Origin of the sequence: Pseudomonas sp. ANT_H12B (genome assembly GCF_008369325.1) — a bacterium.
In the GTDB taxonomy this organism is placed as follows: Bacteria; Pseudomonadota; Gammaproteobacteria; order Pseudomonadales; family Pseudomonadaceae; genus Aquipseudomonas.
On sequence record NZ_VOBI01000005.1, the window covers coordinates 305,724 to 320,549 of the forward strand.

Annotated in this window: 16 protein-coding genes; 14 read left to right on the top strand and 2 right to left on the bottom strand. The window is 60.2% G+C overall.

Annotation, left to right across the window (positions count from 1 at the left end):
- The first annotated feature begins 127 nt into the window (after positions 1-127).
- Positions 128-1,060: an ABC transporter ATP-binding protein gene (locus FQ185_RS11030; protein ID WP_008152392.1), complete on the top strand. Its 933-nt coding sequence runs from the start codon at positions 128-130 to the stop codon at positions 1,058-1,060.
- Positions 1,057-1,836 (top strand): ABC transporter permease, encoded by a 780-nt coding sequence (locus FQ185_RS11035; protein ID WP_149417461.1) that lies wholly within the window; start codon positions 1,057-1,059, stop codon positions 1,834-1,836. The genes FQ185_RS11030 and FQ185_RS11035 overlap by 4 nt, the downstream gene beginning before the upstream one ends.
- A 127-nt stretch (positions 1,837-1,963) precedes the next feature.
- Here FQ185_RS11035 and FQ185_RS11040 read toward each other — a convergent pair whose 3' ends face one another.
- On the bottom strand, positions 1,964-2,479 hold the full coding sequence (locus FQ185_RS11040) for a DUF2062 domain-containing protein (RefSeq protein ID WP_149417462.1): 516 nt from the start codon (positions 2,477-2,479) through the stop codon (positions 1,964-1,966).
- 137 nt (positions 2,480-2,616) lie between these two features.
- Here FQ185_RS11040 and FQ185_RS11045 point away from each other — a divergent pair, with 137 nt between their 5' ends.
- The 12 genes from FQ185_RS11045 to FQ185_RS11100 all read left to right on the top strand — a co-directional run bounded on the left by FQ185_RS11045 (position 2,617) and on the right by FQ185_RS11100 (position 14,079).
- Positions 2,617-4,839, top strand: coding sequence for a DNA internalization-related competence protein ComEC/Rec2 (locus FQ185_RS11045; RefSeq protein WP_149417463.1), 2,223 nt, complete (start codon positions 2,617-2,619; stop codon positions 4,837-4,839).
- A gap of 99 nt (positions 4,840-4,938) precedes the next feature.
- Complete coding sequence (locus FQ185_RS11050) at positions 4,939-5,574, top strand: MotA/TolQ/ExbB proton channel family protein (RefSeq protein WP_178113521.1); 636 nt, start codon at positions 4,939-4,941, stop codon at positions 5,572-5,574.
- Positions 5,571-6,002, top strand: a complete 432-nt coding sequence (locus FQ185_RS11055) for a biopolymer transporter ExbD (protein ID WP_149417465.1) — start codon at positions 5,571-5,573, stop codon at positions 6,000-6,002. The genes FQ185_RS11050 and FQ185_RS11055 overlap by 4 nt, the downstream gene beginning before the upstream one ends.
- On the top strand, positions 6,002-7,012 hold the full coding sequence (lpxK, locus tag FQ185_RS11060; protein WP_149417466.1) for a tetraacyldisaccharide 4'-kinase: 1,011 nt from the start codon (positions 6,002-6,004) through the stop codon (positions 7,010-7,012). Before FQ185_RS11055 ends, lpxK begins: the two co-directional genes overlap by 1 nt.
- Before the next feature lie 25 nt (positions 7,013-7,037).
- A complete protein-coding gene (locus FQ185_RS11065; protein WP_003442540.1) occupies positions 7,038-7,223 on the top strand; it encodes a Trm112 family protein in 186 nt (61 codons plus the stop codon).
- Entirely contained in the window at positions 7,220-7,984 is a 765-nt protein-coding gene (kdsB, locus tag FQ185_RS11070) for a 3-deoxy-manno-octulosonate cytidylyltransferase (protein WP_149417467.1), read from the top strand. Before FQ185_RS11065 ends, kdsB begins: the two co-directional genes overlap by 4 nt.
- On the top strand, positions 7,984-8,448 hold the full coding sequence (locus FQ185_RS11075; protein ID WP_149417468.1) for a low molecular weight protein-tyrosine-phosphatase: 465 nt from the start codon (positions 7,984-7,986) through the stop codon (positions 8,446-8,448). The genes kdsB and FQ185_RS11075 overlap by 1 nt, the downstream gene beginning before the upstream one ends.
- On the top strand, positions 8,445-9,464 hold the full coding sequence (gene murB / locus FQ185_RS11080) for a UDP-N-acetylmuramate dehydrogenase (RefSeq protein WP_149417469.1): 1,020 nt from the start codon (positions 8,445-8,447) through the stop codon (positions 9,462-9,464). The genes FQ185_RS11075 and murB overlap by 4 nt, the downstream gene beginning before the upstream one ends.
- Before the next feature lie 244 nt (positions 9,465-9,708).
- Positions 9,709-10,179 carry a (2Fe-2S)-binding protein gene (locus tag FQ185_RS11085; protein ID WP_149417470.1) on the top strand — a complete coding sequence of 157 codons (471 nt, stop codon included), beginning with the start codon at positions 9,709-9,711 and terminating at the stop codon, positions 10,177-10,179.
- On the top strand, positions 10,176-12,506 hold the full coding sequence (locus tag FQ185_RS11090; protein ID WP_149417471.1) for a xanthine dehydrogenase family protein molybdopterin-binding subunit: 2,331 nt from the start codon (positions 10,176-10,178) through the stop codon (positions 12,504-12,506). Before FQ185_RS11085 ends, FQ185_RS11090 begins: the two co-directional genes overlap by 4 nt.
- Positions 12,506-13,489: an XdhC family protein gene (locus FQ185_RS11095; RefSeq protein ID WP_149417472.1), complete on the top strand. Its 984-nt coding sequence runs from the start codon at positions 12,506-12,508 to the stop codon at positions 13,487-13,489. Before FQ185_RS11090 ends, FQ185_RS11095 begins: the two co-directional genes overlap by 1 nt.
- Positions 13,486-14,079, top strand: a complete 594-nt coding sequence (locus tag FQ185_RS11100) for an NTP transferase domain-containing protein (RefSeq protein ID WP_149417473.1) — start codon at positions 13,486-13,488, stop codon at positions 14,077-14,079. The genes FQ185_RS11095 and FQ185_RS11100 overlap by 4 nt, the downstream gene beginning before the upstream one ends.
- Positions 14,080-14,206: 127 nt before the next feature.
- Here FQ185_RS11100 and FQ185_RS11105 read toward each other — a convergent pair.
- On the bottom strand, positions 14,207-14,826 hold a 620-nt coding region (locus tag FQ185_RS11105), incomplete at its 5' end, for an IS3 family transposase (RefSeq protein ID WP_149417474.1).

A 14,826-nucleotide genomic window follows, 5' to 3' on the forward strand; every position in this document is an offset into this window, starting at 1 on the left:
ACTATCGACACACTTGACTGTACTTGTGTAGCGGCGACAAGCACCATTGCGCTCATGCGCCGTGGTTGTATTGATCGCCGCCCGCCTTTATTTATTCCTTTCCTCCCTTCTTGGTGCGTAATCCGATATGAGTTCCGCTCTGTCCATCCGGCAGCTAACCAAAACCTACGGCAACGGTTTCCAGGCCCTGAGTGGTATCGATCTGGATGTCGCCGAAGGTGATTTTTTCGCTTTGCTCGGCCCGAACGGCGCCGGTAAATCCACGACCATCGGCATTCTTTCGACCCTGGTGAACAAGACCAGCGGAACGGTGAATATCTTTGGTCACGACCTGGACAAGAATCCTGCGCAACTCAAGCGCTCCATTGGCGTGGTGCCCCAGGAATTCAACTTCAACCAGTTCGAAAAGACCTTCGACATCGTCGTGACCCAGGCCGGTTATTACGGCATCCCACCGAAAATCGCCAAGGAACGCGCCGAGCAATACCTGACCCAACTGGGCCTGTGGGACAAGCGCGACACGCCGTCGCGTTCGCTGTCCGGCGGCATGAAGCGTCGATTGATGATTGCGCGTGCGCTGGTTCACGAACCGCGCCTGCTGATCCTCGATGAACCGACGGCGGGTGTGGACATCGAACTGCGTCGCTCGATGTGGACCTTCCTCACCGAGCTGAACAAGAAAGGCATCACCATCATCCTCACCACCCACTACCTGGAAGAGGCTGAGCAGTTGTGCCGCAACATCGGCATCATCGACCACGGCACGATCGTCGAGAACACCAGCATGAAACAGTTGCTCGGCCAACTGCATGTGGAAACGTTCTTGCTCGACCTCAAAAACACTGTGCAAACCGCGCCGCAGTTGCTCGGTTACCCGACCAAGCTGCTCGACAGTCACACCCTGGAAGTCCAGGTGGACAAGGCCATGGGCATCACCGCGCTGTTCACTCAATTGGCGCAGCAGAACATCGAAGTGCTGAGCCTGCGTAACAAAACCAATCGCCTCGAGGAGTTGTTCGTGTCCCTGGTGGAGAAAAATCTGTCGAAGGTGGCGGTATGAGTTCCGAGCTGCAACCCAACCTCGTTGCCCTCAATACCATCGTTTACCGCGAGGTCAAACGCTTCACCCGGATCTGGCCGCAGACGCTGCTGCCGCCGGCAATCACCATGGTTCTGTACTTCGTGATCTTCGGCAATCTGATCGGCCGGCAGATTGGCGACATGGGTGGTTTCACTTACATGGAGTACATCGTGCCGGGGCTGATCATGATGTCGGTGATCACCAACTCCTACGGCAACGTGGTCTCGAGTTTCTTCGGCAGCAAGTTCCAGCGTTCCATCGAAGAGTTGATGGTGTCGCCGGTGTCACCGCATACGATTCTGATCGGCTACACCGTGGGCGGCGTGCTGCGCGGCTTGATGGTCGGGGTCATCGTGACGCTGCTGTCGCTGTTCTTCACCCAATTGCAGGTGCATCACCTGGGCGTGACCATTCTGGTGGTGGTGCTGACGGCGACGATCTTCTCGCTGCTGGGCTTCATCAACGCTGTGTTTGCACGCAACTTCGATGACATCTCGATCATCCCGACGTTTGTGCTGACACCGCTGACCTACCTGGGCGGGGTGTTCTACTCGATCACGTTGCTGCCGCCGTTCTGGCAAACCGTGTCCCTGGCCAACCCGGTATTGCACATGGTCAATGCGTTCCGTTACGGCATCCTCGGCGTTTCGGACATCAAGATCAGCGTGGCGATCACCTTCATGCTGGTGGCTACCGTGGTGCTGTATATCGGTTGTGCGCGGTTGCTGGTGAGTGGTCGCGGGATGCGTACTTAAAGAAGACCGAATCGCCTCCTTCGTCGGAACTCCGCCCGGACCAAGCCCGCTCCCACGTCAGCCCAGACACCACAAAAATTAGCACTTCCAACAAAACGGCCTCCCAATCGGAGGCCGTTTTGCATTCTCACATCCGGTTTTTCTTGCGCCGTTTCCACTGCCGACTCACCCACCAGCGCCAATACATCATGACCAGGCAGTAGGCCAGTGCCCCGAGCACCAGCCCCGTCACCACCGAGCCGAGCAAGAACGGCTGCCACAACGAAGAGAGTTCGCCGCTGATCCATTCCCAGGTCAATTCGTCCGGCAGGTGACGGGCGGGGACGTCCATCAGCCAGGCGCCAGTCTGGTAGGTGCAGAAGAACACGGCCGGCATGGTGATCGGGTTGGTCAGCCAGACCAGACTGACGGCAATCGGCATGTTGCCTCGCACGACGATGGCGAGGATGGCGGCCACCAGCATTTGCAACGGTATCGGCAGGAATGCCGCGAACAAACCTACCGCCATGCCCCGGGCAACGGAGTGGCGGTTGAGGTGCCAGAGGTTCGGGTCATGAAGCAGGGTACCGAGAAAGCGTAAGGATTTGTGTTCCCTGATGCTGGTCGGGTCTGGCATGTAACGTTTGAATAAGCGCCGGGGCATAAGGCTTCTCGGTCGGTTAAGGCGGCAAGTATGTCTGGATTCCGTGAACCGCCCATTCAGACTTTGTGACAATTGATAACGACGACTGTGCGGTGAGCCAGCTATGCCTAGGGAAGGGGACTCTCAAGGACGGGCTTATGCGCACAGGGATGGCAGCGCTGGCGTTGGGTCTGCTGGCCTTACGTTTTTTACCGGCATTACCGCCGGTCTGGTTGTGTCTGTTAATGCCGGTAGTCGGTTTGATGTTGCTGCCATTCAGGGCTTATCCGGTGGCATTTTTCCTGATCGGCTTCAGTTGGGCGTGCGTGAGTGCGCAGTGGGCGCTGGATGATCGATTACCGGTGAATCTGGATGGCGAAACCCGTTGGATCGAAGGACGAGTAACGGGGTTGCCGCAAAATGCCGAGGGCATGGTGCGGTTCGAGATGACCGACAGTCAGTCACGACGCACTAAACTGCCACAACATTTGCGCTTGGCCTGGTATGACGGACCGCCGGTGAACAGCGGCGAACGTTGGCGACTGGCGGTCAAATTGAAGCGTCCGGCCGGGCTGCTCAACCCTCATGCCTTCGATTACGACGCCTGGCTGCTGGCACAACGCATCGGCGCTACCGGGACGGTCAAGGCCGGTGAGCGGCTCCTGGACGCCCGGTGGGCCTGGCGCGACGGCATCCGCCAGCGCTTACAGGCCGTGGATGCTCAAGGACGAACGGGGGCGTTGACGGCGTTGGTGCTCGGGGATGGCGCCGGGTTGAGTCGCGAAGACTGGCAGGTGTTGCAAGACACTGGCACGGTGCATCTGCTGGTGATTTCCGGGCAACACATTGGTTTGTTGGCTGGTGTGGTGTATCTGCTGATCGCCGGGCTGGCCCGATACGGTCTGTGGCCGAACCGTCTGCCCTGGCTGCCTTGGGCCTGTGGTCTGGCCTTCGCCGCGGCGCTGGGTTACGGGCTGCTGGCCGGTTTCGAAGTGCCGGTGCGTCGGGCCTGCGTGATGATCGGTCTGGTGCTGTTGTGGCGCCTGCGATTTCGTCATCTCGGCGCCTGGTGGCCGCTGTTGCTGGCGCTCGACGGTGTTTTATTGCTGGACCCGCTGGCAAGTCTGCAACCGGGCTTCTGGTTGTCGTTCGCTGCGGTGGCGGTGTTGATCCTCACGTTCGGCGGTCGGTTGGGGCCTTGGCGTTGGTGGCAAACCTGGACACGCGCGCAATGGCTGATTGCAATCGGTCTGTGCCCGATTTTGATGGTGTTGGGGTTGCCGATCAGTCTCAGTGGACCGATTGCCAATCTGCTGGCGGTGCCCTGGATCAGTCTCGTGGTACTGCCGCCAGCCTTGCTCGGGACGCTGTTGCTGCCAGTGCCTTATGTGGGTGAGGGGTTACTGTGGCTTGCGGGCGGTTTGATCGATTGGTTGTTCAAGGCCTTGGCGCTGATGGCCGGTCAGGTGCCCGCATGGGTGCCAACGGCAATCCCGATGTGGGCATGGGCTCTCGGCTCACTCGGTGCTTTTCTTCTATTACTGCCGCGAGGTGTGCCGTTGCGCCCCTTGGGTTGGCCAATGCTGTTGTTACTGGTTTTTGCGCCCCGGCAAATGCTGCCAGCGGGCATGGCCGAAGTCTGGCAGCTGGATGTCGGTCAGGGACTGGCCATTCTGGTGCGCACCCGTCATCACACATTGTTGTATGACACCGGGCCGCGTTTCGGCGATTTCGACCTGGGTGAGCGCGTGGTGCTGCCGACGTTGCGCAAACTGGGGGTAAACGCCATCGACCTGATGCTGATCAGCCATGCCGACGCCGATCATGCGGGCGGTGCCCGGGCCGTTGCCAAGGGGCTGGCGGTGAAGCGGGTACTCAGCGGCGATCCCTCGGCCTTGCCCGCCGAGTTGCAAGCCGAAGCCTGCGAAATCGGCCAGCAATGGACCTGGGACGATGTGAGGTTCCAACTGTGGCAATGGCCGTCGGCTACCGATAGCAATCAGAAGTCCTGCGTGTTGCAGATCGAAGCCAATGGCGAGCGATTGCTGCTGACCGGCGACATCGACACCGCGGCCGAGCGCGTCCTGCTCGACAGTCCGCTGGCCGTCGCCACCGATTGGTTGCAGGCGCCGCACCACGGCAGCCGCAGTTCGTCTTCGATGGCGTTGCTCACCGGGCTGCAACCCAAAGCGGTGCTGATCTCCCGGGGGCAGGGCAATTCATTTGGCCATCCTCATCCCACCGTCATGGCGCGCTATCGAAAACGCGGCATGCTGATCTATGACAGCGCCGAGCAGGGCGCCATCCGTCTGCAATTGGGGCATTTCAAAGCACCGAGGGCGATGCGTCAAGAACGGCGGTTCTGGCGCTCTGTGCAATAATCGCGAGCTATTAAAGCCTGACCGGATGCGACATCACGGTCTTCGGTGCGCTCACCCCCTATGTTAGAGTGGCGCACTTTTTCGAGGGGGGCTGTCACTGTGTGGGAATTGGTTAAATCCGGCGGCTGGATGATGATTCCGATCATTCTGAGCTCCATCGCGGCAATGGCGATCATCGCCGAGCGTCTCTGGACCCTGCGAGCCAGCCGTGTGACCCCGGAGCATTTGCTCGGGCAGGTCTGGGTCTGGATCAAGGACAAACAACTCAATAAAGACAAACTCAAGGAGCTGCGCGCCAACTCTCCGTTGGGCGAGATCCTGGCCGCCGGGCTGGCCAACTCCAGGCATGGTCGCGAGATCATGAAAGAGTGCATTGAAGAGGCCGCCGCGCGAGTGGTTCACGAGCTCGAACGCTACATCAATGCGCTGGGCACCATCGCCGCCATGGCCCCGTTGCTGGGTCTGTTGGGGACGGTGTTGGGCATGATTGATATCTTCAGCGCATTCATGGGGTCGGGCATGAGCACCAACGCCGCGGTGTTGGCCGGTGGTATCTCCAAGGCGCTGATAACCACAGCCGCAGGCCTGATGGTCGGCATCCCGGCGGTATTCTTCCACCGATTCCTGCAACGCCGGATCGATGAACTGGTGGTGGGCATGGAACAGGAAGCGATCAAACTGGTCGAGGTGGTACAGGGCGACCGTGATGTTGACCTGAATGGGGGCAAAGCGTGAAATTCCGCCGCAAGCAACGGGAGAATGTGGACATCAACCTCGCGTCGCTGATCGACGTGGTGTTTATCTTGCTGCTGTTTTTCGTTGTCACCACCACGTTTACCCGTGAAACCCAGTTGCGCGTCGAGTTGCCGGAAGCGGTCAGCGGTTCGCCCGCTGAAGACCAGCAAGTCAAACATCTAGACGTTGCCATCAGTGCCGAAGGCGTGTTCTCGGTGAACAACCAATTGTTGCCGAAGAACGATCTGGCAACACTGATGGACGCATTGCAGAAAGAATCCAGTGGCGACACCAACCTGCCGCTGTCCATCAGCGCCGATGGCAAGACCCAGCATCAAGCCGTCGTTACCGCCATGGACGCCGCGGGCAAACTCGGTTTCAGCCACTTGCGCATGACCACTGTCGAGGCGGCGCCGCCCGCGCCCTGATGGCCATGTCTGATCGTTTGCTCGCCGCGTGGTATGACGGTCACCCGGCCCTGAAGTTGTTACAGCCGCTTGAGTGGCTGTATCGGCGCGTGGTCATGAACAAGCGCAAACGCTTTCTGGCGGGCGCGGGTGAGATCTATAAGCCACCCGTGCCGCTGATCGTGGTCGGCAACATCACCGTCGGCGGCACCGGCAAGACACCGCTGATTCTCTGGATGATCCAGCATTGCCAGCGCAGCGGTCTGCGAGTCGGGGTGGTCAGCCGGGGTTACGGCGCCAGGCCACCGCAATTGCCGTGGCGGGTAGAGGCCGAGCAGAGCGCCGAAGTTGCTGGCGATGAACCTTTGTTGATCGTCCAGCGCACAGGCGTGCCGTTGATGATTGATCCGGATCGCAGTCGCGCCGTTAAAGCCTTGCTGGCGAGCGAGCCACTGGACCTTATCCTGTCCGACGACGGCATGCAGCATTACCGTCTGGCCCGCGATCTTGAACTGGTGCTGATCGACGCCGCCCGTGGCCTGGGTAATAAGCGTTGCCTGCCTGCCGGGCCGTTGCGCGAACCGCTCGAGCGCCTGCAAAGTGTCGACGCGGTGCTCTACAACGGCGCCGCAGCCGACCGCGACGACGGTTTTGCCTTCCAGCTGCAACCCACCGAACTGATTAATCTGCAAAGCGGCGAACGGCGTCCCCTCGACCACTTTCCCGCAGGCCAGGCGCTGCACGCCGTGGCCGGGATAGGCAATCCGCAGCGTTTCTTCAAGACCCTCGAAACGCTACACTGGCAGCCTGTCCCACATGCGTTTGCCGACCACGCCGAATACAGCGTCCAGGCCTTGAGTTTCACGCCGTCATTGCCGTTGGTGATGACGGAAAAGGACGCGGTGAAGTGCCGTGCCTTTGCCGCTGCCGATTGGTGGTACCTGGCGGTCGATGCTGCGCCATCGCCGGCCTTCGTGGCCTGGTTCGATACGCAGCTGATGCGACTGTTGCCGGCTCGTCTTTTGCCTTAAATCCGTTTTTATCCAGGGAATGCTCATGGACACCAAATTGCTCGATATCCTCGCTTGCCCGGTCTGCAAAGGCCCGCTCAAGCTCAGTGCCGACAAAACCGAGCTGATCAGCAAGGGCGCAGGCCTGGCGTACCCGATTCGCGACGGCATCCCGGTGATGCTCGAAACCGAAGCCCGTACCCTGAGCACCGACGAGCGTCTGGATAAATGACCACAGCCTTTACCGTTGTCATTCCATCGCGCTACGCCTCCACCCGCTTGCCGGGCAAGCCGCTGTTGCTGATCGCTGGCAAGCCGATGATCCAGCACGTCTGGGAACAAGCGAGCAAAAGCAGCGCCCTACGCGTGGTGGTTGCCACTGACGATGCGCGCATCGTTGAGGCCTGCAAAGGCTTCGGCGCCGAAGTGGTGCTGACTCGCGAAGATCACAATTCCGGCACCGACCGCCTGGCTGAAGTTGCTGCGAAACTGGGTCTGGCGCCGGATGCGATCGTGGTCAATGTCCAGGGCGACGAACCGTTGATCCCGCCGAGCGTGATCGATCAGGTCGCCGCCAACCTGGCCGCCCATACCGAAGCGCGCATGGCGACTTTGGCTGAACCGATCGAAGACGTGGAAACCCTGTTCAACCCCAACGTGGTCAAGGTTGTCAGCGACCTCAACGGCCTCGCTCTGACGTTCAGTCGTGCGACGTTGCCGTGGGCCCGGGATGCCTTTGCCGGGAGCCGCAAGCAATTGCCGGAAGGCGTGCCATACCGTCGCCACATCGGCATCTATGCCTACCGTGCCGGTTTCCTGCATGACTTCGTCAGCTGGGGCCCGTGCTGGCTGGAAAATACCGAATCCCTGGAGCAATTGCGAGCCTTGTGGCACGGCGTGCGGATTCACGTCGCCGATGCGCTGATCGCACCGCCGACCGGCGTCGATACTGTCGAAGACCTTGAGCGCGTTCGTCGCCTGCTGGAGGCCTGATGCGGGTTCTGTTCGTCTGCCTGGGCAACATCTGCCGTTCTCCCACGGCCGAAGGTGTGCTGCGGCACAAACTGCGCGAAGCGGGCTTGGCCGATCAAATCGAAGTCGCCTCCGCCGGTACCGGTGACTGGCACGTCGGCAAGGCGCCGGACAAACGCAGTCAGGCCGCGGCCAGGCTGCGCGGTTACGACCTGTCGGCCCAACGCGCCCGGCAAGTGGCTCGCGCCGATTTCGCCACCTACGACCTGATCCTGGCGATGGACAACAGCAACCTGCGCAACCTCAAGGCCCTGCAACCGGCCAAGGGTAAAGCCGAGGTGGATTTGTTCCTGCGTCGCTACCAGTCGGAAATCGATGAAGTGCCGGACCCGTACTACGACGGCGACCGAGGGTTCGAGCAGGTGCTGGACCTGATCGAGCGTGCCAGTGATTTGCTGGTGATCGAATTGAAGGGACGGTTATGAGTTTGCAGGTTCAGCCAAAGGTTTCGCTCAAGCCGTTCAACAGCTTTGGTGTGGACGTCCAGGCCCGGTTGTTTGCCGAGGCCCGCAGCGACGCTGACGTGCGTGAGGCCCTGGCTTATGCGGCCGAGCATGACGTTCCTTTATTGGTGATCGGCGGTGGCAGCAACTTGCTGTTGACGGCCGATATTCAGGCGCTGGTGTTGCGCATGACCACGCGCGGGATTCGCATCCTCAGCGATGACGGCAGCAAAGTCGTGATCGAAGCCGAGGCGGGTGAGCCTTGGCATCCATTCGTACAGCACACCCTGGCGCAGGGTTTGTCGGGTCTGGAAAATCTCAGCCTGATCCCCGGCACCGTGGGTGCGGCACCGATGCAGAACATCGGCGCTTATGGTGTGGAGATCAAAGACGTATTTGCCGGCCTGACCGCTCTGGATCGTCAGACCGGTGAGCTGCACGACTTTACGCTGGCCGAGTGCAACTTCGCCTACCGCGACAGCCTGTTCAAACAGCAGCCGGGGCGCTGGTTGATTCTGCGTGTTCGTTTCGTGCTGGATCGCGCCGCGCACTTGCATCTGGAATACGGCCCGGTTCGTCAGCGCCTGACCGAGCAAGGCATCGATCATCCGACTGCCACCGATGTCAGTCAGGCGATTTGCAGTATCCGCAACGAAAAGCTCCCGGACCCGGCGGTGCTCGGCAATGCCGGCAGCTTCTTCAAAAACCCGCTGGTGTCAGCGGCGCTCGTCGCGCAGCTCAAAGGTGAATACCCGGATCTGGTGGCCCACGCACAACCCGACGGGCAAATGAAACTGGCCGCGGGATGGCTGATCGAGCGGGCGGGCTGGAAAGGTTTTCGTGAAGCCGATGCGGGCGTGCATAAATTGCAAGCGCTGGTACTGGTCAATTACGGCAACGCGACCGGACTGCAATTGCTGAGCCTGGCGCAGCGCATTCAAAAAGATATTTCCGAGCGTTTCAAGGTCGACCTGGAAATGGAGCCCAATCGGTATTGAGACTAAACTTTCCAGGTTGATTCCAAAGCCCTGCACAACTTCCATTGTGCAGGGCTTTTTTGTTAATGCTGGGTTAATTTACCCACCTGACGATCAAGCGTTTGTTCCACCAAAGGCCCGATGCAGACGTTGTCGTCCGCATAAGAGAGCCTCTTAGCCTGAGTCGATCTGCGTGATGCGAACCGCGAACCCAACAGCGGCAGATTGCTCGACCCCATAAACCAATAACTATGCGGGCGTGCCCATGATTACCCTGAAGCTCAATGGTAAAGACCATCAACTCGATGTCACCGAGGACATGCCGCTGCTTTGGGCGATCCGCGACGTGGCCGGTTACAACGGCACCAAATTCGGCTGCGGCATGGGCCTGTGCGGCGCTTGCACCATTCATATCGAAGGCGCTCCGGCGCGCAGCTGCATCACGCCGATCGGCTCGGTAGTCGGCCAGAACATCACCACCATTGACAACCTGCACGCCGATCCGGTCGGTAAAGTCGTCCAGCAAGCCTGGCTCGATACTGCGGTCGCCCAGTGCGGTTACTGCCAAGGCGGGCAGATCATGTCCGCGACGGCATTGCTCAAGACCAACCCGAACCCGAGCGACGCACAGATCGAAGAGGCGATGGTCGGCAACATTTGCCGATGCGGCACTTACAACCGCATCAAGACCGCCATCCGCCAGGCATCCACTCACCTGAAGGCGGCCAAGGCATGAGCCAGTTACCGAATGATTTCGCCCTGAGCAATCTGAGTAATCTCAGCCGCCGTGGTTTCCTCAAAGGTGTGGGCGCCACCAGTGCGCTGGTGCTCGTCGCAAGCTGGGGTTGGCAGGACGCTTTTGCCGAAGAGAACGAAAAGAAATTCGGCGCCGATGGCATGCCCAACGGCTGGATCGACGATCCGAAGGTTTACATCAGCATTGCCGCAGACGGCATGGTGACGGTGGTCTGCAATCGTTCGGAAATGGGCCAGGGCGTACGCACCAGCCTGACGATGGTGGTGGCCGATGAACTGGACGCCGACTGGGCAATGATGAAGGTGCAGCAGGCGCCGGGCGACGAAGTGCGCTTCGGCAACCAGGACACCGACGGTTCGCGCAGCATGCGTCACTGGTACGAGCCGATGCGCCGCTGCGGTGCTGCCGCGCGGACCATGCTTGAACAAGCCGCCGCCGAGCAGTGGAAAGTCCCGGTCGGCGAATGCCACGCGAAACTGCATAAAGTCATTCACCAACCGACCGGCCGCGAGCTGGGTTACGGCGCTCTGGCCGCCGCGGCCGGTGCGCTGGCGGTGCCGGCCCGTGACAGTCTGCGACTCAAGCAGCCGTCGGAATTTCGCTATATCGGCAAGGAAGGCACCAAGGCGATCGACGGTGACGACATCGTCAATGGCCGTGCGATCTACGGTGCCGACGTGCATTTCGACGGCATGCTCTTCGCCACCATCGCCCGCCCTGGGGTGTATGGCGGCAAGGTCAAGTCCGTCGACTCCAGCGCCGCATTGAAGGTCCCGGGCGTGATCAAGGTGGTTCAGATCGAAGGTCGTCCATTGCCGTCCGAGTTCCAGCCATTGGGCGGTGTGGCCGTGGTGGCCAGCAATACCTGGGCAGCGATCAAGGGGCGCGATGCGCTGAAAATCGAGTGGGATGATGGCCCCAACGCCAGTTACGACTCGATCGCTTACCGCAAGGAAATTGAGGCTGCCTCCCTGAAGCCTGGCAAAGTGGTGCGCAATACCGGCAATATCGACGAGGCCATGGGCAGTGCCGACAGCACCCTGGAAGCATCCTATTACCTGCCGCACCTGGCGCAAGCACCGATGGAGCCGATGGTCGCCATCGCGCGTTTCAAGGACGGCGTGTGCGAAGCCTGGGCACCGAGCCAGGCGCCGCAAGTCACCCGCGAACGGATTGGCGAACGTCTCGGTATTCCTTTCGATAACGTCACGTTCAACGTCACCTTGCTGGGTGGCGGTTTCGGTCGCAAGTCCAAGCCGGACTTCATCATCGAAGCGGCCATTCTCGCCAAGGAGTTCCCCGGCAAGGCTGTGCGGGTGCAATGGACCCGTGAAGACGACATCCACTGCTCCTACTTCCATACCGTGTCTGCCGAATACCTCAAGGCCAGTTTGAATAAAGACGGCCTGCCGTCCGGCTGGTTGCACCGTACGGTGGCGCCGAGCATCACTGCGTTGTTCGCCCCGGGCATGAACCACGAGGCCGCTTTCGAGTTGGGCATGGGTTTTACCAACATGGCCTACGCGATCCCTAACGTGCGCCTGGAAAACCCTGAAGCAATGATTCACACGCGGGTCGGCTGGTTTCGCTCGGTGTCGAACATTCCTCACGGCTTTGCGATTCAGAGCTTTGTCGACGAACTGGCCCACAAGGCTGGCCAGGATCCGCTCAAATACCAGATCAAGTTGCTCGGCCCTGACCGTCAGATCGATCCGCGCACTTTGAGCGAAGAGTGGAACTACGGTGAATCTCCCGAGCGTTATCCGATCGATACCGGGCGGATGCGCACGGTGTTGGAGACCGCCGCCAAAGCGGCTGGTTGGGGGCGTGAATTACCAAAGGGCCGAGGGCTGGGCCTGGCGGTGCATTACAGCTTCGTGACCTATGTGGCGGCGGTGATCGAGGTGGAAGTCAAAGACGACGGCACGCTGATCGTGCACAAGGCCGACATCGCCGTGGATTGTGGCCCGCAGATCAACCCGGAGCGGATTCGCGCACAGTTCGAAGGCGCCTGCGTCATGGGCCTGGGCAACGCAGTGGTGGGGGAAATCAGCTTCAAGGACGGCAAGGTTCAGCAGGACAACTTCCACATGTTCGAAGTGGCGCGCATGTCCCTGGCGCCGAAGGAAGTCGCCGTGCATCTGGTCACACCGCCGGGCGTTGTGCCATTGGGCGGGGTCGGTGAACCGGGCGTGCCGCCGATTGCGCCGGCGCTGTGCAACGCGATCTTCGCCGCCACCGGCAAACGCATTCGCAATCTGCCGGTTCGCTATCAGCTGCAAGGTTGGCAGAAGGCTGAGGCCTGATGGACAGCGTTGATCTGAACGTCCTGCGCAGTGTGCTGGAATGGCGCCGCGCAGGTCAGCGAGTGGTGTTGTACAGCGTGGTTCAGACCTGGGGCACTGCGCCCCGGGCGCCTGGCGCGATGCTGGCGTTGCGTGAAGATGGCGTGGTGATTGGCTCGGTGTCCGGTGGTTGTGTCGAGGACGACTTGATTGCGCGGTTGCACGACGGCCGGATTCCGGCGGATGGGCCACCGGTGCAGTTGATCACCTATGGCGTCACCCGTGAGGAGGCCGCACGGTTTGGTTTGCCGTGCGGCGGAACCTTGCGCCTGACCGAGGAGCGGGTTGGCGATCCGGGATGGGTCGCCGAATTGCTGAGGCGCTGTGAGGCCCATGAAATCGTTGCGCGCGAGTTGAATCTCGAAACCGGTGAAGTGCTTTTGCAACCGGCCAACAAGACGGATGTGCTGACGTTTGACGGGCATACCTTGCGCGCTATCTACGGTCCGCGTTGGCGGCTGTTGCTGATCGGCGCGGGGCAACTGTCGCGCTATGTCGCCGAGATGGCGCGGCTGCTGGATTTCGAAGTGCTGATTTGCGATCCGCGCACCGAGTTCGTCTACGGCTGGGAAGAGCAGCACGGGCGATTTGTCTCGGGCATGCCCGACGAAGCGGTGCTGACCATCCAGACTGACGAACGCACGGCCATCGTTGCCTTGACTCACGACCCGCGACTGGATGATATGGCGCTGCTGACGGCGCTGGATTCCAGGGCGTTTTATGTCGGTGCGCTGGGCTCGCGGGTCAACAGCTTGAAGCGCCGGGATAACCTGGCTCAGCTAGGCTTGTCACAACAGGCCATCGAGCGCTTGCACGGCCCGGTCGGTTTGCACATCGGCAGCCATACTCCGGCGGAAATCGCCCTGTCGTTGCTGGCCGAAATCGTGGCAATCAAGAACGGCGTCGAGCTGAAACAGAAGAAGCCGTTGCGGGAGGACGTATGAGTGAACCGATCGGCGCCATCATAGTGGCCGCGGGGCAGGGCAGTCGTTTCAGGCAGGTGGCTGGTGCCGACAAGGATAAGCTGCTGGCGGACTGCACCGGTCGTGACGGCGTTACCGTGCACTCGGTCATCGAGCAAGTGCTGGTGAATTTGCCGGCTTCACTTGATAAGCGCGTATTGGTGACCACCGAGGATCGCCCGCAAGTGATTCGCATGGCCAAGGCTTATGGTTGCGAGATTGTGCTGATCGAATCGACCGGCATGGGCGACAGCATCGCGGCCGGGGTGGCGGCGTGTTCGCAGCTCAGTGGCTGGCTGATTGTGCTGGGGGATATGCCGTTTATCCTGCCGTCGAGTATCGAGCAAGTGCTAGTGGGGATCGCTGATGACTCCATCAGTGTGCCGGTTCATGAGGGTAGCTATGGGCATCCGGTGGGGTTCGGCCGAACGTTTGGTCCGGCGCTGATGGCGTTAACCGGTGATCACGGTGCCAAGCCGTTGTTTGCGTCAGCGAGGGTGGTCGAGGTGGCGGTGGATGATCGCGGGGTTCTGTGGGATGTGGATGTGCCTGAGGCTTTGGTCTTCGCCTGACAGATCGCCATCGCGGGCAAGCCACGCTCCCACAGGTGTTGTGTCGATCATGATTTCTGTGGACGACAAAACACCTGTGGGAGCGTGGCTGAACTGGTCAAGTAAATCCGGACACCGGTTACGGTGCTTATGCCGCTTTTTGCTCCATAGCTATTGGCGACAGGTAGTTGTTGTAGCTGTGGAGTCTGGTGCGGTTGTAGTACATGAAGAAGCGAACCATGTCGGTTTGTGCTTCCTGGCTCGTACCATAACCGCCGCGAGGGACCCATTCTGACTTCAGGGTGCCAAAAAAACGCTCTGTTGGAGCATTGTCCCAGCACTGACCGCGATGGCTCATGCTTTGCAAAATGCCATGGCGCATCAGCTCCTCTTGAAACTTGCGGCTGGTGTACTGACAGCCTTGATCCGAATGAAAAATCAATCCAGGTGAGCACGTTCGAAGCTCTGTAGCCATGCGTAGCGCCTTGCTGACCAGGTTGGCATCATTGATCAGGGAAAATGCCCAACCAATCACTCGACGCGCAAACAGGTCGATCACGACGGCCAGATGAACCCAGCGCTTACCAACCATCAAGCTTGTGACGTCGCCGCACCAGACTTGATTGACCGCCGCCGGCTTGAAATTACGCTTCAGCAGATTGGGCGCGACAAATGCTTCCACTCCTTTGGACCTGAATGGGTGAGGCTGGCGTTGCTTACTGACGATATTGGCCTCTCTCATCAGTGCTTTAACAAGGCTTCTGCCGA

Coding starts and splice junctions, on each gene's coding strand:
- FQ185_RS11030 (WP_008152392.1), top strand. CDS start 128: ATGAGTTCCGCTCTGTCCATCCGGCAGCTAACCAAAACCTACGGCAAC.
- FQ185_RS11035 (WP_149417461.1), top strand. CDS start 1,057: ATGAGTTCCGAGCTGCAACCCAACCTCGTTGCCCTCAATACCATCGTT.
- FQ185_RS11040 (WP_149417462.1), bottom strand. CDS start 2,479: ATGCCCCGGCGCTTATTCAAACGTTACATGCCAGACCCGACCAGCATC.
- FQ185_RS11045 (WP_149417463.1), top strand. CDS start 2,617: ATGCGCACAGGGATGGCAGCGCTGGCGTTGGGTCTGCTGGCCTTACGT.
- lpxK (WP_149417466.1), top strand. CDS start 6,002: ATGGCCATGTCTGATCGTTTGCTCGCCGCGTGGTATGACGGTCACCCG.
- FQ185_RS11065 (WP_003442540.1), top strand. CDS start 7,038: ATGGACACCAAATTGCTCGATATCCTCGCTTGCCCGGTCTGCAAAGGC.
- kdsB (WP_149417467.1), top strand. CDS start 7,220: ATGACCACAGCCTTTACCGTTGTCATTCCATCGCGCTACGCCTCCACC.
- FQ185_RS11075 (WP_149417468.1), top strand. CDS start 7,984: ATGCGGGTTCTGTTCGTCTGCCTGGGCAACATCTGCCGTTCTCCCACG.
- murB (WP_149417469.1), top strand. CDS start 8,445: ATGAGTTTGCAGGTTCAGCCAAAGGTTTCGCTCAAGCCGTTCAACAGC.
- FQ185_RS11085 (WP_149417470.1), top strand. CDS start 9,709: ATGATTACCCTGAAGCTCAATGGTAAAGACCATCAACTCGATGTCACC.
- FQ185_RS11090 (WP_149417471.1), top strand. CDS start 10,176: ATGAGCCAGTTACCGAATGATTTCGCCCTGAGCAATCTGAGTAATCTC.
- FQ185_RS11095 (WP_149417472.1), top strand. CDS start 12,506: ATGGACAGCGTTGATCTGAACGTCCTGCGCAGTGTGCTGGAATGGCGC.
- FQ185_RS11100 (WP_149417473.1), top strand. CDS start 13,486: ATGAGTGAACCGATCGGCGCCATCATAGTGGCCGCGGGGCAGGGCAGT.